Below are 18,862 nucleotides of genomic sequence, written 5' to 3' on the forward strand. Positions count from 1 at the left end.
CGGTGTCAAAGACTTATTGACAATCGGACAAAATGTAAGTTTTTCAGGACTTCTCGGAACTCACTTTGCTATAGTAGTGTCACTTTAGCTAATCTCAAACCCTGCCTAAACTCGCACCAGACCGACACAAATTTTCTGGCGACCGAGACGCGATGATTCTGCGCCTCTACCTGAAAAGTCAGTCGTCTGTCGCCAATGTCAAGCAGATTCGCACGAATAGGAGAAATAATCATTGTCACGCCGCTACCTGTTTACCTCTGAATCGGTCACTGAAGGCCATCCCGATAAAATCTGCGATCAAATTTCAGACACTATCTTAGATGCCTTGCTGACCGAAGACCCTAAAAGTCGCGTCGCAGCCGAAGTTGTCGTCAACACGGGTTTGATGCTGCTGACGGGCGAAATTACCACCAAAGCTCAGGTAAATTACATAGAATTGGCGCGGAAAAAAATAGCCGATATTGGCTACATCCACGCTGACAACGGATTTTCTGCCAATAGCTGCTCGGTGCTGGTGGCTTTGGACTCTCAATCTCCCGATATTGCTCAAGGGGTGAATACAGCCCACGAAAGTCGCGAACAGTCCAGTGAAGAGGAGTTGGATGCCATCGGCGCTGGCGACCAAGGCTTGATGTTCGGTTTTGCTTGCAACGAAACGCCGGAATTGATGCCTTTACCGATTAGTTTAGCGCACCGGATTTGCCGTCAACTGGCCGCAGTCCGCAAAACTGGTCAATTGCCTTACCTGCGTCCGGACGGTAAAAGCCAAGTTACCGTAATTTACGAAGACGGGAAACCTGTTGGCATTGATACGATCTTAATTTCTACTCAGCACACTGAGGCGATCGACGATATCACCGAAACAGCCGCAGTTCAAGCCAAGATTAAAGCAGATCTTTGGACTGCTGTTGTCCAACCCGTGTTTGCCGATATTAGCGTCAAGCCAGATGCAGAAACTCGCTTCCTTGTCAACCCCACTGGCAAATTTGTCGTCGGCGGGCCTCAAGGAGATTCGGGTTTGACTGGCCGCAAAATTATTGTGGATACCTACGGCGGCTATTCCCGTCACGGTGGCGGTGCTTTTTCAGGGAAAGACCCCACGAAGGTCGATCGCAGCGCGGCCTATGCTTGTCGCTATGTTGCTAAAAATATTGTGGCGGCCGGTTTGGCCGAAAAGTGCGAAGTGCAGTTGAGTTATGCGATCGGCGTTGCGCGGCCGGTTAGCATGATGATCGAAACTTTTGGCACTGGTAAAGTTGAGGACGATCGCCTTTTGGAAGTTGTGAAGCAGCATTTTGAACTGCGTCCTGCGGGCATCATTGAGACCTTTAACTTGCAGAATTTGCCTGCGGAAAGAGGCGGTCGTTTCTATCAAGATGTAGCGGCTTACGGTCACTTCGGACGCACGGATCTAGAGTTGCCTTGGGAGCAAACTGATAAGGCCGAGCTTTTGAAAGCAGCTTTGAGCCAGCAGTTGTCTGGAGTAGCCCGATAGTACAATTTCAGGGGCAAGCTACTAAAATTTCAGGGGCGGGCTAGAAGCCCACCCCGGATCGATATATCCCCGTAGGGACACGGCAATGCCGTGTCCCTACTACACTTCATAAACCTGGGATATGTTGTATACCCTAGTTGCTTTGGCATACATTTAAAATTTTAAAATTACTGCTAAAATTACTCAAAGATCGTGTTTGATGCGACAACATTAGCTAGGTGAAGCATTGTGGTTGAACCCCTAGAACAATTCAAGATGGAGACCAATTTTGAAGGTCTCATTCAGTTACTTGCTAAAAGTCTTTACCCAGAACCAGATGTATTTGTCCGCGAACTGATCCAAAATGCCCATGACAGTATCGTCAGGCGGCAAGAAGTAGAGCCAGATTTTGCTGGACGGATTGATATTGAGTTAAACAGCAGCAACCGCCAGATTATTTTCCGAGATAATGGGATTGGGATGGACAAGCAGGATATTAAAGATTTCCTGTCGGTGATTGGTTCTACGGGGACGGGGACGGCGCGGCAAAAACTCAAAGAGGAAGGCAGGGCCGCCGCTTATAATCTGATCGGGCAGTTTGGGATTGGGATGCTGTCGGCGTTTGTGGTGGCAGAAAAAGTTGTGGTGCGGACGCGGAAGCTGAACGAAAAACAGGCTTTTGCATGGCACAACACGGGTTCTACAGATTGCATTCTTTATGCCGATAATCGCCAGGAAATTGGTTCTGAGATTATTGTCTCCATCAATCCAGAATATACTTTTATGCTGGATGAAAAGCGGTTGCGGGAGGCGATTGTTAAATACTGCGATTTCGTGCAGTTTCCGATTAATTTGAACGGACAAGGGGCAGTTAATTCCGTCTTTCCACCTTGGTATCGAGAAAATTGGCCTTCTCAAGCTGAGAAAGAAGCCACTTATAAAATGTTTATCAATCGGCGCTATCCCGATACTGCGTTAGATTTAATTCCGATCGAAATCAATGAACCGTTTCAAGCTAGAGGCGTACTTTATATTTCTGACAACCGAGTAGCTGATTTCAATTCTACCGGGATTGTTGATATATTTGTACGGCGGATGTTTGTGCGATCGGGTGACAATACTATATTACCGCCTTGGGCAAAGTTTGTGCGGGGGATTATTGATAGCCCGGATTTGCAACCAACTGCCGCTAGAGATAATATTCAGCGCAATAATCCCGCTTTTGAATTTCTGCAAAAACGATTAGGGGAATTAATTGTCGAACGGTTATCGTATTTAGCGCAAAAAGAGCCGAATAAATTTAAACAGATTAATATTTGGCATCATTACCATCTCAAAGGGATGGCACTTTTTTATGATGACTTTTTCGAGCAAGTGGCGGAATTGTTATTGTTTCAGACGAATGCTAAAGCTAATAACGGCTTAATGTCGTTGCAAGACTATTTGACGAAAAATCGCGCTAGAGAAGATAAAGCACCAATTTACTATTTTGCTTATGTGGGAGCGGCAGCACAATTTTATAAATTGGCGGATGCTCGCGGCTGGGTAGTGATTAATGGTGGGGGGAGATTTGAAGAAGAACTGTTAATTAAGTATGGCAAGCTCCACCATCGAACCGTACATCTCGAACGGTTGGATGCCACAGATGATGCAGAATTATTCCAACGATTAGAAACAACAGAAGCAGAAAAGTTTCGGCAGTTGGAGTTGGATTTAGAACGGAGTTTGCGGCTATCGGGACTAACTAATGTGTTGGTACAGATGCGCCGTTTTGAACCTAAAGAATTGCCATCAGTAATTATCGTTTCTCCTGAAACTGAGGCGGAAGAAAAGCTTCGCAATCTGGTGAGTCAGCCTTGGTTTATGGAAGGGATGGAAGATGTAGCGGAAGAAGCACTCAAGCAAAATCAGCGCCGTCCGATTTATCTTTCTCTGAATGCTAACAATCCCCTGATTCAAAAATTAGCAGATATCGAGCGTCGCAGCGATTTAGTCCAAGAAGTAATGCTTGGGGTTTATAACAGTGCCATTCTTTATTCTCATAATTTGCTCAATCAGTACAATGCTGAAGCAATGCACGGTCAGTTTATTCGCTTGTTTAACAGGTTAATCGAGTATCAAGCTGAAGCATTAGAGCTAGAGAAAGAGTTGGAAGCAGAACGCCGTCAGAAAATTGAACTTCAGAAGAAACAAGTAGAGACAACGGCCAAACAACCAGATCATATTTTGATTTGTACTATTGCGCCGTTGAGCGATGAATATAAACCCCTGGAAGAAGCAGTACGGCGGGTATTTGAGCGTCCGCCTTATTGCTTTGAAATCAAGTCGGCCCAGGACTATACTTATAAATCGGGATTGCTGGAAAATGTGCGGGAACATCTGCTCCGCGCTCACGGTTTTATTGCCGAAATTAGCGATTTGAATCCTAATGTGATGTTTGAATTGGGTGCGGTGATGTTACCCGATGATAGCCGTCCGATTTTTTCGCTTCGCAGTCAGGATGCCCGTCAGGATGTGCCGGCGGATTTGAAGGAAAAGCTGTTTGTGCCTTATGGCTCGATTAAAGACCCCGTAGAAACCCTAGAAACAGCGATTCGGAAAGCTTTTGAGCGGGATGGGCGGATTGTTCACGATGGGATTAATGCCTTGTTAGCACAGCGCAAAAAGCGGTTTCTCTCGCGGACATTATTGGAGGGATTGCGTCGCACTCGGTTGGAGTCGAATGAAATTGCTAGCTTGATGAAGGAATATAAAACGGTTGAAGATTTGCTAGCGGCAGAACGCGCCGAAGCTGTCCGCAAAACGGGTTTGCCGGATTACATTATTGTAGGCATTCAAGGGGAACTGAGGGGATAAGCGAGTATGTTTGATGCAGAAAATCCCCTCTCTCAAGTGGGCCAAGAGCAGATGGAGTCTCTTTGGGATGCTGGGTGGGAAGCTTACAAAGACAGACAACTTTTGCGGGCGGCGGAGATTTTTGGTAAGGCTTTAGAGATTGCGGAGTCGATTAACGATACTCGCAAAATAGTGTTATATCGCTTCTGGCGTGGCAGTTCTCTATTACAGGCAGGTAAGCTACGCCAAGCCTTAGCTGTGCTGACACCTACACTCAAAGAGGGGACAACAGAGGGCGATGCTGATGATATTTACAACACTCTGGCAACATATATCGAGATTGCAAAGGATTTACCTGTTAACTTGGGGGCAATTGAAAAAGCTTACCAGCAAACAGAAAATTTTCTGCGAGATTCGAGCAATCTGGACTGGCGACATCGGCTACTTTTGTTGCAAGCAACCTTGTACAAACTCCGAGGAATGTATCCCGAAGCCCTAGCAGCCGCGCAGGAAAGTTGGGCAATTTGGCAAGATAAGTATCCGGTTTATATTGCTGATGCTCATTTAAATAGCTTAGTTGAAATCAGCCTCCTCCTCCGGAATGCAGAACAAGCCCAGATGTATCTGTGGGAGTGGGAAATGGATAAACATGACACAATACCCAAAACTAGAGAGAGGTTGTCATGCGGTAGGCAATCCGATTTAGCACGGCTAGAAGGGCGGTTTACTGAGGCAGTAGATTGGGCGCGACGGGCGATGCTGGTAGATAAAAGCAACATAGAAACTTTAATCTTAATGGTGCGAGCATTCCTGTGTATGGGTGATAACCGCAGGGCGCAGGAGGAGTTAATTCGTCTTTTAGTTCAACGCCATGCAGAAACAGGACATGACCGTTATGATATCCGCTTGCTGTGGGGCGATTACCATCTTGCCTGCGCCCGTCAAGCTGCCGGGATGCCTGCTGTTGAGGATGAATTCGGGTTAGAATTTCCGCCACCGAATCGCATAGCTAATCCCACTGCTACTCGCTATGCCTTAGCACGCGCCCGTCGCGGTTATCGTGCTGCTTTAAAAGTCGGTAGCTGGATTGATGAAAAGCTGCAATGCAGCGTGAGACAAAAAGAGATTTCCGATCGATTATCACGCTGTCAAGTTATTATTAATCTTTTTGAGGATTAAAGAAAAATATGGATATTTATCCTAAAAAGTTTTCAAAAACAAATACTCGCAAAAAGCAATCAAAATATAATAAAGATATTTTGATTAAAAGTCAAAATAAAGACGAACAGAAAGATATATTTATTTCTGTAAATAAAGACAGCATGGATTCTTGGGAAAAGCATCATCATTCTTTTATATTTTTACAAAAAGATTTTTTATATAAAAGAAATATCATTTTTGAACGGGAATCCAATAGTTCTTCTGAAATAAATTTACATATTAATTTCACGCCATACAATACAAATACTCAAGAATTCGCTCGTCAACCTTCTATTTTAGCTTTAGATTTTTCTGTTTTGGAAGAAGCGCAGCAAAGACAAGAAGCTCTTGAAGAACTGGCAAATTTAGGTCTTGACATAGACATTGTTTTATTGATGAAATATTTAGATTCTATTGAGCCTAATATACTTGAATATGGAGTAAACAAATTGAGGGAAACAGATATTAATATATTACTGGCAAGATTAAAAAAATTTCTATATTCAAAAAATCCTTTAATTCGTAGAAAAGTCGTTGATACATTAGGAGAGACAAAGAATGAAATGGTTATTCCAACTATTTGCGAAGTTCTTCTAGAAGATAAATCTTCTATTGTTCGTATTGGCGCAGCCAAAGCACTAGGTAAAATTGGCGCAATAAATGAATAAAGCTCTAGAACTTAGAACAAATGATTAGAAACCCAGATTATGCGATTAAAAACCCAGATAATAAAAAAACACTACTGGAAGGTCTTTACACATCTTTAATGACCGATGAAGATCCGAAAGTTCGTAGTGCGTGTGCTAATGCATTAGAGATATGTGGTGAAGAAGCGATACCATATTTATGTAAAGCATTAAATCAACAGGAGTTTAATTTTATTCGTTTAGAAATCATTGCTATTTTAGGAAAGTTTGGTAATTATAATCCTGATAGTCAACATAAACAAATCATTTCTTTTATAATCCCACTACCAGAACCCAAGCAAATGAACCCAGAAATATTTTTAGAACCAAGGGATGTCACGCCTTTAATGAAAGCACTGATTCCAATATTTACGAGAATCAATGGAGAAAATAATCGTCGCAATCTTTTAGAAAACGCTAACGTTGACCCAGCATTTATTAGTAGCAACTTGATACTTGGCGAAAGTCCCGTTGATTTTACTCAAGCTTTAATTGCTGCATTCAGATCTTATAAGATTTCTATCCACAACGATTATCATCCCCAGACAAATGTACTTGCATCCCTGGTTAATTTAGCTGAATTTTATGGGTTGTCTGACCAAGATTTAAAACTATTCAACCGCCTCATCACCCAAGGCGAAGAAAATTTCAAAGCTTTAATTGCTCGCAATGCTGTTGGTAGAATTGAATCTCCTCAAGGCAGAGGTATCGGTACAGGAGTGCTAGTAGCTCAAAATTTATTACTAACCTGCTATCATATCTTTACCAAAACTAGAGTCGAAAAAGCTTGGGTAAGATTTGGCTATAAATCCGACAGCTACGGCACAGAAGATACCTATGAATTAGACCTGAATTTTGTTGAAAACCATCCTCATCTTGATTATGCCTTAATTCGCTTGCAACCAACTCCTTCGCTCCAACCAATTCGCCCAGTTAATGCTATCTTAGATAGCGGACAAAAAATTCGCTTAATTCACCATCCCCAGGGTAAACCTGTAGAGATATCTGGTTTAAGTGAGATTGTCCAAGTAGGGCCAGAATACATCGATCATAATCTGAATACAGATGCAGGTTCTTCCGGCGCACCAATATTTAATCATGCTTGGGAATTAGTAGCTATTCACCAAGGGAATCCTGGTGTTGCTCGCCTTACAAAAGGTAAAATGGGAGGCCAACCTATATCAGCAATCTGGAATCAAATTGCAAATCATCTCGATCTTAAGTAGGTAGGTGTAAATAAACTTTGGTATGTTACAGAATGTAAAGTTCAGCATATTCCAGGTGTATAAAGTGTAGTAGGGAGACGGCAATGTTCATTAGTGTAAACTTGAATTATAACCCAGTTATAGATTTTTATTTAACTATTAAATCTAGATCCCCCCTAGCCCCCCTTAAGAAGGGGGGGACAAGATTCCGATCAAAGTCCCCCTTCTTAAGGGGGATTTAGGGGGATCTAGACTCAGGTAAAAACGAGATTTCTCAAAGGTTTGATATATTTATTACCGCTCATCTACTTAGCTAAATCGGGAGAATAAAACTGTGGGATTATTTCAAAAAGTAGGAGATAAATTAAGTCACGAAGCTATGAAATACAAAATAGTCTTTCTACCAGACTATCGAGTTGATTTGACTTACGATCCGACTCCGATTAAAGCTGGGGAAGCTTACTGTCGCATCTGGTTAGCAGATGTAAATTTACAAAAAGATGTAGAGTGGTTCAAAAAAAGATATCCTGTCGTTCATGCTGCTGTACGCTTTCATCACGGTAATGAAGTTGTCACGATTCCCTACCTCGCTAAACCCGGTCATTTAAGAAGTTTAGGTACTGGGGATGTGGGTACAGTTATTCAGTCCAATTATCCGATTACCCCTCTGTTTCCCTTCAATCAAGGGTTGGTAGAGTTACAAGCAGGTTTGTTCAGCATGGTATCAGACGATCCAGTTGCCAAATTTATCAAAGTAATGGGACGTTTTTCGGAATTACTACCCGTACCCGAACTTTCATCAGTGGTGAAGCTAGCCGAACCAATTTATCAAGGTATTGAAGAATTGTTAGATATGGGCGATCGGCAACTTGAATTAGTTTACCAGCAAGCATTTACTGATGCTACAGGCGGTGGCAGTAACTTGTTGCGATCGGGTTATTTTGCTGTAATTCTAGCAGAAGAACACCAGTTTAATAGCGATACTTTATGTGTAGTCAATGACTGTTTGCAAATGGGTTCTCCTGGAAATACAAAAGTGTTTCTAAAAGATAGTCAACCATTGACAGGTTACAGCTATATGCTGTTTCGCATCGAAAAACAAACTCAACAAGATTGGGAATCGCTAACTAAAATTAAAGAATTAGTGGATTTAGCTCAAGATGGTGTGAGTAATGGCAAATATGAAGAGGTAAAAGCTACCTTGATTCCTGCAATTAGAACTACCATTATGCGGAGTCCTGACATTGCTAAGAGCGATCGCAAACCAATGATAATCAAAATTGAGGAAACTCTTAAGGAAGAAGGTTTGCAGTCTGCTAAAGGACAAAGGCGATCGCTCTATTCTATCATGCAGCGACCTCTGCCTAATATCGATGCAGGAACAGAAGCTGAGCTTGCATCTTTGGAAAGACTTTTTGCTGAATAGAGATAAGAACCGGCCGGGCGGGTTTATGAGATTGTCGGTTTTAGGCAATTATTATTGGTGAACCCGCCCCTACAGGAATTATATCTATTTAACCTAACCTAATATTACCACTACTTCGGATATCTTTTATGTTAATATAATGCCATTTTTAAATTATTTTCATTCAGGAATTCTCAGGTTTGCATCTTCACTAAAACAGCGGTTTGCGGTGGCAATTGGCGCGGAAAATCGAGCCACGCTACCAATCGATATCGCGCCCCACAGTCCGGGAATGCGAGGCGTTTGGATACCCAGCACTGACTGCAAGGTTCTCACTTCAAAACAGCGAATTGCTGAGGCAATGGACTTCCTCGCCGACACGGGATTTAATACAGTATTTCCTGTTGTTTGGAACCGGGGTTATACGGCTTATCCATCTCAAATTATGCGGGAACAATTTGGGGTTGAAATTGACGCGCGCTATCAATGCCGCGACCCCTTAGCAGAATTAATTGTTGAGGCTAATAGAGTTTGTTTAAAAGTTATTCCTTGGTTTGAATACGGATTTGTGAGTTCTTATAATCTCAACGGCGGTCATTTGCTGGCGAAAAAACCTGAGTGGGCGGCGCGCGATCGCACTGGAAATTTGCTGAAAAAAAATAATTTCGAGTGGATGAATTCCCTTGACTCAGAAGTGCAAGATTTTTTGCTGGGTTTGATGCTGGAAGTTGCCAGAAATTATCCAGTCAATGGCGTTCAAGGAGACGATCGCATTGCGCTACCCTGTGAAGGCGGCTACGATGAAAAAACGGTTAAACGCTACCGCCAAGAGTGCGGGAGAGAACCGCCACATAATTGTAGAGAGCAACATTGGCTGCACTGGCGCGCCGATCTAATTACTGAGTTTGTGGCTCGATTGCATCGAGAATTGAAAGCGATTAGTCCCGATTTGTTGCTGTCAATGTCGCCAAGTCCCTATGACTGGGGATTCGTAGAATATTTGCAAGATTCTCAAGCTTGGGTTGACAAAAAGTTGGTTGATATGCTTCACCCGCAGTTTTATCGCCGCGATTTTAACGGTTACAAACAATTGCTCGATCGACTGATCGATCGACAACTTACCTGCGAGCAAGTGTCCTGTGTGTCTCCCGGTATCCTGTTGGCGAATCGAGGGAGCAATTATAGCATGAATCCGGAGCTGTTGTTGCAAGTAATTGCTTGCAACCGTTCTCGCGGCGTTCCAGGAGAAGTGCTGTTTTTTTACGAAGGTTTGCGGGATAACGATAATGCTTTGGCTGAGGCTTTGAAAAATGGGCCCTACGGTTGAGACTCTCCCGGAATCGGGCTGTTTCCGGTTTGTTGCGTTCAACGGAGTCGATCGATATTTGAAGCCAACTTGGTATAAAATTATATAGCGCAGACCAAGTCTAGCAAACAGTGCATCAATGCCAAGCAGCAAGCGTTACTAATTGTTAAGCCGATCGCCCAAAAAACAGATAGTCAATCATTGCGGAGTTTTCAACAGTTGACAGTTGACAGTTTGTAGGGGCGGTGGATGGTGCGGGCCCGCCCTCTTAACAGTTTAAGAGTGACCTCTACCCTTAAGTCCGAGTAGGGGAGTAATGAATAGTCTGATTTTAATTTTTCCATCCAAGACTTGGGGCTTTCACCCAATTCTTTCTGGTAAAAATAGTCTAATCGGAGATATTTTATAAGTGGTACAAGTTTTTTGATAAGTTGAGTTTTGTGGGTGCAGCCGTATTTTATTAAAGAAACCGAGTTAAAAAAAAGCAATCTCAAACGATCGCCAAAATATGAGGATAAATGAATGAACTCAGTAGCAACCCTCATCCAACAGCTACCAGAGCTCAGCGATGCTGAATTCAACCAAAAATATTTGAAACAAAAACAAGGGATGCACACCTTGGCGACAATATTGCCGCAAGTAGAACAGCAAAGCCAGGCTTTGCGCGCAATAAAATTAGCCCTAAAAGTAAATTTAAAACTCGGCTCGAAGCTAGCAGGAATGGTCAAGCCGGAGTTTCAACTAAAAACAGTAAGATTAATCGTAAAAATTAAAACTTCGCTGCCGCTCAAAATTCAACTGCTGGCACTGACAAGTTCCGATATGGCAATTCCAATGCTTGTCAAAACATTGAACCACAAAGACCGTGCCGTGAGCCTTCATTGCATTCGGGCGATCGGCAAAATTGGCTCTAGGGCGGCAGTAATTGAATTAGCGCGGGTGCTCGAATCTGCCGATTCCCAAGCGCAAGCTTGGGCCGCTTGGGCCCTAGGAGAAATTGACTCGAAACCAGCAGCCGCAGCACTGATCGAAGCCCTCAACCACAAAGCCGCCGGAGTGCGCGCCTGGGCGGTTTGGGCCTTGGGTAAAATTAACCCCAAAATAGCCGTCCCCACCACGATCAAAGCCTTGAAACATCAAGACTCAGAGGTGCGCTGGCGGGCCGCCGTCAACTGCGGGAAAATCGGGGTGGCTGAGGTAGTTCCGGGGCTGCTGAATGCCCTCAGAGACGACAATCACCTCGTCCGTGCTAGGGCGGCGGCGGCTTTGGGGAAAATTGGCGATCGCGACGCAGTACCCCGCTTAGTAGAATTGCTTCACGAACCCGACTCCTATGCCGTTTCTTTGAGGGCCGCCGAGGCCTTGGGACAAATCGGGACGGAAACGGCTGTCGCTGGGCTGCTGCAAGCGCTCAACAACCAAGACTCAGATGTGCGCGGCAGTGCAGTTTCTGCCTTGGGGGAAATCAGCAGCGAGGTGGCTGCGGTGGCGGTAATGCGATCGCTCTCGGATCGAGACATTTTCGTGCGCGGCAGGGCGGCTGTTGCACTCGGGAACATCAATATAGCCGGAGATGCTAACTTGCAAAAAATGGTGGCTGCGGGACTGGCGATCGCCCTAGGCGACAGCGAATCCTATGTGCGGTGGAGAGTTGCTGATGCTTTGGGGCAGATTGGGACAGACGAGGCTGTAGCAGGTTTGGTGCGACTGCTGGAAGACGAAACCTCTGGAGTGCGCCAAAAGGCTGTTAAATCCCTCGGTCAAATTGGCTCTCGTGCTGCTCTTTTGGCTCTGGAAGCAGCTTTAAAACGCCAATTTGCTGACGTTCGCGCCCTCGCCGCCCAATATTTGCCGGATGTCGGCGCTGAGGTAAAAACAGTTTATTTTGAGCAGGAATCTGCTACGGATGTCTCGGGTGAAAAACTGTCGCAAATCCAGATTGCTTCGGAAGCAGAAGCCACTGAATATATTATCGATCGCCCTGCGGGCCGGAATCTCCAATACTTAATCTCGATCGGCACTCCGGGCGTACCAGATCCCAAAACTTTTCACAAAGTCCCTAACCGATTGCGGTTAGAATTTAACGACCTCGAAACCCCCGTTGACGACCCCGATCGCGTCTTGGCTACAATTGATGACGTACTCCAAATTATTGACTTCGCCCGCCAAATATCGGCGCACCCCGGCAAATTGCTCGTCTGCTGTCAAAGTGGCATCAGCCGTTCAACAGCAGCAGCTTTGACTGTGTGTGCTGCCCTGTTGGGCCGGGGCAAAGAACAAGAAGCTTGGGCCGTGGTGCTTGCCGCCAGAGCCCAAGCCAGGCCGAATCGCTGGATTGTGCAATTGGCCGATGAAGCTTTGGGTAGAAATGGAAAGTTATCCGATTTTAGATTTTAGATTTCCACCGCTGCGATCGCGTCGAACGATTTTAGATTTGCGAATAACTTATTTTCTAAGAGTTTGAAGCTTGCTTAGAGTTGCATTATTTTTTTGAACTGGTATTAATAGGAGCGATCGAATTGACCGTCGCCACAGAGAGAGCTCGCAATTGCAACAGTTAACCCGTAGAAACCCGGTTTCTTTTCGTAAGCTCTAAAGTTATACTCGATTTACACGACTTGCGGGGCTGCGATGCCAAAAGTCGATCGCCAGGGTGCAGAAGCGCGATCGGCTGCCGCATTTGTGACATTCTGTGCTATGTATTAGTCGGATACGCAACAAAAACTGTCAAGCAATCGTCGCATTGCTGGTAGCAACACCCCAAAGCTGAGGAATCGGGTGCATTGTCAAGAGACAATATCAGCTTTGGGCTACTCACAGGCAAAACGCATCAGACAGAATTTTCTGCCTGTAAAAATTCATGTGGCAATAATTCACTGCCGGGATAAATCTTTCTTTTTTTGCCTGCTGGAGACTTTTACCAGTCGAAAAAGTAATTTGGCAACAGCCATCAACAGCCTAATTATCTATTAGACATCAACCGAATTTAAGCTTCTGCCCTGACTCGACAAGAGTTTCAGATACTTTTTCGCAGATGTCTACAGGAAAACACACAAGCTTTTCCCTTTGGAGAACTTACGAGCGTGGTAAATTTTCACAGAATACAGCGGTTGCATATGTCAAAAACAAATTTGCTCAAAAAAACACGCAACGAAGTAGGTTTATCGGTTGGTGCTTGGCAAGGCAAGGGCGAGGCAAATCCAGATTTGCAACCATTGAGCCAGCAGGAAAAAGCTGTATTACCGCAAACAAATAACCCCGAAAATAGCAATTTAGGTAAACGGATGTGGCCCTTTATTTCCGCACAATTTGCTTCTGTAGAAACCGAACCCAAACAATCATTGCTCCACAATCTGGCAAAACAACCCTCCTTGAAACTTACCAAAAACTTGTCTTTTAAGCTTGGCTGTCTGCCCATAGACAAAAAAATCAGTGGCGGGTATTTGCTAGCAATAGGAATCGGATTTGTTGGCTCGCTGAGCGGACTTACAATCGCTGAATACCACCAAGAAAAAGGATTGAGGCAACTCAATGATGCTCACATACAAGCACAATTGATCGGTAACTTTAAAGATGCAGCACTGGCAGCACAATTGCAGGGAGCACAGCTAGATTCTTTTGTAGACAATTCCCCTAAGTTGGAACTGCAAAAACAGCAGTTTATCAACAGTATTGTTAAGGCCAAAAACCTGCGGTTGCGGATCGAAAAATTTGCCGAAAGCCAACCAGCTTGGCTCGCAGCCAAGCCGGAAGCTCTCAAAATTTTACTCCAAGATTGCACGGAAAATTTAGAATCCTACGCCGATACTCTCAACTCAACTTTGCTGCAAGTCCAGCAATCGCAACTGTCGCCTCGGAAGATAGAGTCGATCCGAAAATTGTTGGCCACAGAAAGCGGAGAAGGTGCAAAACAGCTTGAGGGACACCTTCAGGAATTGAGCAAAATCCTCGATATTGCCCAGCAGCAAGAGCGCCAAGGTGGTGCAGTGATGCAGGCTGCCCAAGGAATCGAAAAGGGCATAATTATGATTAGTATGCTGCTGTCGGTAGGGCTGGCTGGAATAGTGGCCTGCCGCACCAGTAGGGCGATCGCCAAACCAGTCGTCAGCGTCACTCAGGTGGCTCAACAAGTCGCTGCCGAGTCGAATTTTGATTTGCGAGCCCCCGTCAGCGGACAAGACGAAATAAGCTCGTTAGCTGTATCTCTCAATCACCTGATCGAGCGAGTTTCCGAACATACAAAAGAATTGGCACAAGCTAAGGAAGATGCTTTAGTGGCTACCACTGCTAAAAGCCACTTTTTAGCCAATATGAGTCACGAGTTGCGGACGCCTTTAAACGCGATTATCGGCTACAGTCAACTACTTTTAGAAGATGCCAGAGATTCCGGGTACAAAGATTTTGTTACCGACTTAGACAAGATTCAGAATGCAGGCACGCACCTGCTATCTTTGGTTAACGACATCCTCGATTTATCAAAAATTCAAGCGGGGGGAATGAACCTCGACATCGAAGAGTTTGACATCGAATCCCTGCTCGATCACATGTCAATGGCGGTAAAATTGTCTTTACAACAGAATGGCAATGTTTTAGAAATAGAGTGTGACAGTCAAACTGTTGGCACCATGCACGCAGATGTAGCGAAAGTGCGAAAAGTCCTGCTGCACCTGCTGAACAATGCTGCTAAGTTCACCAAAAATGGGATAGTGAAAGTCAGCGTCAGCCGTGTTGAGGGAACCGGAGAATCGAATGTAGCGCATCTGTCGGGTGTTGAAAATTTAATGGTTGCGGGCGAGGCGAAATCGAGTTTAATTGCTTGTCCAGTTGCGAATGTTCAAGCATCGGATTGGATTTGCTTTCGAGTTAAAGATACCGGCATTGGAATGTCTCCCCAACAACAGCAAAAATTGTTTGAAGCCTTCGCGCAAGCTGATTCTTCGGCGGCGCGCCAGTACGGTGGCACTGGATTGGGGCTGACAATTAGCCGCCACTACTGTCAGATGATGGGCGGCGAGATTTTGGTCGAAAGCGAGGAGGGCAAAGGGTCTATTTTCACTGTACGCATACCAGCAGGAAATAGTTAATACACACTTGACAATCCCCGCCGCCAACCCTATCGGGTGTGGTGGGGGCTTCTTAAACTCACAAATAAGAGTTCCTGTTGCCCTCGAAAGGTTATATAGCGGTTCTCAAAAAAGTGAGATATACCCTATACCCTATGCCCTATGCCCGGTTTGGCCTATGCCCTATGCCCAGTCGTACCTAATCTTTCCCTCGAAAGGCTATATAACTTCTGAAAGCTCGATCAAAGGTCAAATATTGAAGTGACTTTTGTATCAACATATTTCATGTCACCAGTAGTTCCTCCAGCAAAATGAAGGAAATAGTTATTGAAAAATGCTGTTGTTACACATTTAGAAATTAGTGAAGCCTTAGGATTCAAACCAATTTTTTGTAATCCCTTTTGTACTACGTTGTCTCTCGAACTTAGAAAGGGGTACAGAAATTGCTGGATTAACGGCCAAGGCATATTAAATTTTGGAGAAATCCAGCACTCAATATGGCGCATCAATATCTCATAGCTCAATGGGCGCATTTCATAGTTCCATTCTCCCGAACCTTTGTCTTCATAGGAGTGATAAACATACTCCAGCAATTCTCTATGATAACGAGGAGAAAGCACCATAACTCCGGCTTGTACAACGGATTGAAATTCTGCATCTATCCCATAACTTTTGTAAAAAGCTGTAGGAGAAAGGTTGTCTATGTATTCGATACCATTCTTAGACCAAAAATCATAAAGTCTTTTCAGGCAAATCTCGTGATCGGCTCTACTAGGAGTTGCATAATCATCTACTGCCCCAATCTTCTCCAGTGGAACTCCCTCGGTAATATCGGGACTGTTTGGGTTAATCAATATATCAGCATCGACCCAAACAACTCGATCGTATTTTTGAAGACTGGGTTCTGACAAAATTAAGCACTTTTGCCATGATGGATTTCTAGACTGAGCCTTGGACGAATTATCTAACGGTTGTGTCAAAACAACAACTTCAAATTGATATTTTTCAGCATAGTGCTGCCATAGAGACCTACAATGTTTCTCAAACATGAGTTCATAGTTCTTGCCTATTGCTAGCGTAACAAGTGCCTTTGCCACTCTATACTCTCCTTAGTTTATTCATTGAAGATTTACCTTTAAACCCTGAACGCGGAAATCTCCCACAAACACCTGATTCCACCCCAAAATGCCGCATATGCTTTTTACTGTCAAGTTCTACTATAAAAAATTATCTAAATTTTTCAGTATCTTAGGATTGGTAGTGTATAAGGCAATACTCTTCGCTTAGGGTTGTCGGAAGAGACAAACGCTCTTCTGCGATCGCTTCGGTAAGGACTAGGAAAAGAATCCCAGAGTCTATTTTTAACATCGTTTTGACTGGATGACTGTCTCAACCCAAGCGTATTGGTGTATGGCGAGCCTCAATCATTTGTGCAAGTATTTAGGGGCGGTGTCGCAGGAGCTGAAATACCGATCGCAGCCGGATTGCCACTACAAACATGACAGGATTTTTGACTGCTGGCTATAGGATCATTTATAGTTCTGGATTACTGCATTTTTTCTGGTTGTCGATCGCCCCTACGGCCAGTAATGGTCAAAAAATGCCCTATAAATTGCTACTCATTGATCGTCGCCACCCCGGACTCAAGGTAATATTTAACACCAGTGCAGTAGATTCTGAATTGCCCAGCGATCGCCAATGGTGCGATCGATAGCTACTACATCACAAGACAGCCAACACTGACTGAGAGATTACTACCCGCTGAGGTGGTTGCGAGCTTTGGGTTTACAAGTCGAAATTCTGGTACCTTGGGACTTGCGAGAGAAAATGGCTGTAAAAATCCAAAATACTGGCAACTTATACAGATAGTCTTTTGCCCGATAATTATTAAAGTTATTGTGGAAAACTTGCATATTTCTGTGGAAAACCCCGTTTTTGCTGTGGAAAACCACAAATAAACGAAGGGCGATTGCTCTCAACAGATTGAGAGCATTTAAAAAATTGGAGGAATTGCGATGCTTTTCAACGCCTTCCTCCTTCATCCCTCAACCTGCTTTTTGCTGGAAATACAACCTAAATCTTTCTTGCTTCATCCTTCCCTCTTCCCTCTTCCTTCTTCCCTCTTCCCTCTTCCCTCTTCCTTCTTCCTTCTTCCTTCTTCCCTCTTCCTTCTTCCTTCTCTTAGGCCTCGTAGCTAATTTGGTCGGAATGGTAAGCCGGCGGCTCAACGTGAATTAAGATGCGTACAGGGCTGAAACGTTCTTCCAAACGGGCTTCAACTTCTTCTGTAATCCGGTGAGCAGTTTCTACATCGACAGCATTGACAATCATGTGCATATCAATAAACACTTGACGCCCGATCAGCCCGCGAGAGGCGATCGAGTGACAGTTAACAACTCCGGGCACATCCATGGCAATTGCTTGGATGACTTCCGGTGCGATCGCCATTTCATCCACCAACCAAGGCAAATTTTCCGTTAAAACTTTCCAACCGCTGCTAAATACCAAAAGAGCGACAGGAAAAGACAAAAACACGTCCAGGGATTGCAATTGAGGTATGTTTAAAATCTGACCTTGCCAAACACCGATCAACCCGCCGATGACCATAATTGTTACCCAAACATCGCTCATCGTGTGCTGGGCGTCAGCCACCAAAATCGCGCTACCGAGACGTTTGCCAACTCTGCGCTCGTAAAAAGCCACAAAAATATTAATTCCCAGTACCAGCAGCAAAATCCACAGTTCATTTGGGGATATTTTGACAGCTTTACCGCCGTTTAGCAACCTTTCGACAGCACCGCTGAGAATTTCAAAACAGGCAATTCCCAGAAAAACAGCAATTCCCAGAGCTCCGAGAGCGTCAAATTTCTGGTGTCCGTAGGGATGATCGCGATCGGGCTGCGGATTGGCATAATGATTAGTGACCAATCCTAAAATATTATTAGCACTGTCCGTGACGCTGTGCAAGGCATCTGCCAGCAAACTCAGGGAACCAGTCAGCCATCCCACGCCTGCTTTAATTGCCATCACCACCAAGTTTAGCAATAAGGTAATGATTAAAACCTTGCGGACTTCGGAACGGTTATCGGCAACCATAGAATCTCCTCTATCAGCGATCGAGTTTTCTGGCTTTTAGTTTAAAGCGTATCAAGTCACCAAAGGTTAAAAGTATTACAGAATCTAGCTTGCAACTAGATTTATATTCATTAATTTAGCCAAGCTTGTTGAGAGAAGTTTCAATTAATAGCATTCTCGCAGTCCAATTGAGCTGGAACGTACTTCTTTTGGGTTACTATATTTTTTAGCATTAACGATTGTATATTAAATTTCATTGCCCATGTCTCTTTCTCCGCTGACACTGAATTTAGTTGAAGGTTCTGTCTCGTTTAGCTTTTCCCCGGAAGCTGCACGGGATTTGCAAAGTGCGATCGCCACTTTGATGGACAGCTTGAAAGCCGTAGCGGCAAAAACCGCTGGTGGCAAAGCTTCTCCCCAAAAACCGATGGAATATCGGTATGCAGGGGATGTATTTTTGGAGGTTTTCTGCAACCCGAATATCTGGGCGACTCCTTTTGCTGCGAAAGTGCTGATTACGGTTAGGGACGATCGCCTGCGCGTCACCACCGAAGCCGAACTGAGCCGCCTGCGCGACGATCTCGCTCAGTATATTGAACAAGTCGGTTGAGAG

At 44.4% G+C, this 18,862-nt stretch carries 13 protein-coding genes; 11 read left to right on the plus strand and 2 right to left on the minus strand.

Annotation, left to right across the window (positions count from 1 at the left end; all coding sequences use genetic code 11):
- Nucleotides 1–232 precede the first annotated feature (232 nt).
- From metK to QZ918_RS08070, 9 genes are all read left to right on the plus strand, one after another.
- Complete coding sequence (metK, locus tag QZ918_RS08030) at nt 233–1,495, plus strand: methionine adenosyltransferase (protein WP_293333238.1); 1,263 nt, start codon at nt 233–235, stop codon at nt 1,493–1,495.
- A gap of 228 nt (nt 1,496–1,723) precedes the next feature.
- Nucleotides 1,724–4,330, plus strand: coding sequence for a heat shock protein Hsp90 family protein (locus QZ918_RS08035; RefSeq protein ID WP_293333241.1), 2,607 nt, complete (start codon nt 1,724–1,726; stop codon nt 4,328–4,330).
- 6 nt (nt 4,331–4,336) lie between these two features.
- Complete coding sequence (locus QZ918_RS08040; RefSeq protein WP_293333244.1) at nt 4,337–5,488, plus strand: ATP-binding protein; 1,152 nt, start codon at nt 4,337–4,339, stop codon at nt 5,486–5,488.
- An 8-nt stretch (nt 5,489–5,496) separates the two neighbouring features.
- Entirely contained in the window at nt 5,497–6,177 is a 681-nt protein-coding gene (locus QZ918_RS08045; protein WP_293333247.1) for a HEAT repeat domain-containing protein, read from the plus strand.
- Between the two features lie 20 nt (nt 6,178–6,197).
- Nucleotides 6,198–7,421, plus strand: coding sequence for a trypsin-like peptidase domain-containing protein (locus tag QZ918_RS08050; RefSeq protein ID WP_293333250.1), 1,224 nt, complete (start codon nt 6,198–6,200; stop codon nt 7,419–7,421).
- Nucleotides 7,422–7,734: 313 nt separating this feature from the next.
- Nucleotides 7,735–8,826: a hypothetical protein gene (locus QZ918_RS08055; RefSeq protein ID WP_293333253.1), complete on the plus strand. Its 1,092-nt coding sequence runs from the start codon at nt 7,735–7,737 to the stop codon at nt 8,824–8,826.
- 139 nt (nt 8,827–8,965) lie between these two features.
- A complete protein-coding gene (locus QZ918_RS08060; RefSeq protein WP_293333256.1) occupies nt 8,966–10,132 on the plus strand; it encodes a glycoside hydrolase family 10-like protein in 1,167 nt (388 codons plus the stop codon).
- Between the two features lie 501 nt (nt 10,133–10,633).
- A complete protein-coding gene (locus QZ918_RS08065) occupies nt 10,634–12,508 on the plus strand; it encodes a HEAT repeat domain-containing protein (protein ID WP_293333259.1) in 1,875 nt (624 codons plus the stop codon).
- Between the two features lie 719 nt (nt 12,509–13,227).
- On the plus strand, nt 13,228–15,195 hold the full coding sequence (locus tag QZ918_RS08070) for a sensor histidine kinase (protein ID WP_293333262.1): 1,968 nt from the start codon (nt 13,228–13,230) through the stop codon (nt 15,193–15,195).
- 221 nt (nt 15,196–15,416) lie between these two features.
- Here QZ918_RS08070 and QZ918_RS08075 read toward each other — a convergent pair whose 3' ends face one another.
- Nucleotides 15,417–16,271, minus strand: coding sequence for a hypothetical protein (locus QZ918_RS08075; protein WP_293333265.1), 855 nt, complete (start codon nt 16,269–16,271; stop codon nt 15,417–15,419).
- Nucleotides 16,272–16,672: 401 nt separating this feature from the next.
- Between QZ918_RS08075 and QZ918_RS08080 the strand changes: the two genes are divergently transcribed.
- The gene (locus tag QZ918_RS08080) at nt 16,673–16,888 is read left to right on the plus strand and encodes a hypothetical protein (RefSeq protein WP_293333268.1); all 216 of its coding nucleotides are present in this window, start codon (nt 16,673–16,675) and stop codon (nt 16,886–16,888) included.
- 467 nt (nt 16,889–17,355) lie between these two features.
- On the opposite strand, the gene cdf31 is transcribed toward QZ918_RS08080, so the two are convergent.
- On the minus strand, nt 17,356–18,270 hold the full coding sequence (gene cdf31, locus QZ918_RS08085) for a CDF family zinc efflux transporter Cdf31 (RefSeq protein WP_293333271.1): 915 nt from the start codon (nt 18,268–18,270) through the stop codon (nt 17,356–17,358).
- Between the two features lie 241 nt (nt 18,271–18,511).
- On the opposite strand from cdf31, the gene QZ918_RS08090 reads away from it, so the two are divergent.
- The gene (locus QZ918_RS08090) at nt 18,512–18,859 is read left to right on the plus strand and encodes a hypothetical protein (protein ID WP_293143153.1); all 348 of its coding nucleotides are present in this window, start codon (nt 18,512–18,514) and stop codon (nt 18,857–18,859) included.
- Nucleotides 18,860–18,862: the final 3 nt, after the last annotated feature.

The sequence above is a fragment of the Microcoleus sp. CAWBG58 genome (assembly GCF_020883045.1).
Taxonomy (GTDB): domain Bacteria; phylum Cyanobacteriota; class Cyanobacteriia; order Cyanobacteriales; family Microcoleaceae; genus Microcoleus.

Bases quoted from the DNA above. Each gene is read 5' to 3' on its own strand.
- QZ918_RS08040 (WP_293333244.1), top strand. From the start codon at position 4,337: ATGTTTGATGCAGAAAATCCCCTCTCTCAAGTGGGCCAAGAGCAGATG.
- QZ918_RS08045 (WP_293333247.1), top strand. From the start codon at position 5,497: ATGGATATTTATCCTAAAAAGTTTTCAAAAACAAATACTCGCAAAAAG.
- QZ918_RS08050 (WP_293333250.1), top strand. From the start codon at position 6,198: ATGATTAGAAACCCAGATTATGCGATTAAAAACCCAGATAATAAAAAA.
- QZ918_RS08060 (WP_293333256.1), top strand. From the start codon at position 8,966: ATGCCATTTTTAAATTATTTTCATTCAGGAATTCTCAGGTTTGCATCT.
- QZ918_RS08065 (WP_293333259.1), top strand. From the start codon at position 10,634: ATGAACTCAGTAGCAACCCTCATCCAACAGCTACCAGAGCTCAGCGAT.
- QZ918_RS08070 (WP_293333262.1), top strand. From the start codon at position 13,228: ATGTCAAAAACAAATTTGCTCAAAAAAACACGCAACGAAGTAGGTTTA.
- QZ918_RS08080 (WP_293333268.1), top strand. From the start codon at position 16,673: ATGACAGGATTTTTGACTGCTGGCTATAGGATCATTTATAGTTCTGGA.
- cdf31 (WP_293333271.1), bottom strand. From the start codon at position 18,270: ATGGTTGCCGATAACCGTTCCGAAGTCCGCAAGGTTTTAATCATTACC.
- QZ918_RS08090 (WP_293143153.1), top strand. From the start codon at position 18,512: ATGTCTCTTTCTCCGCTGACACTGAATTTAGTTGAAGGTTCTGTCTCG.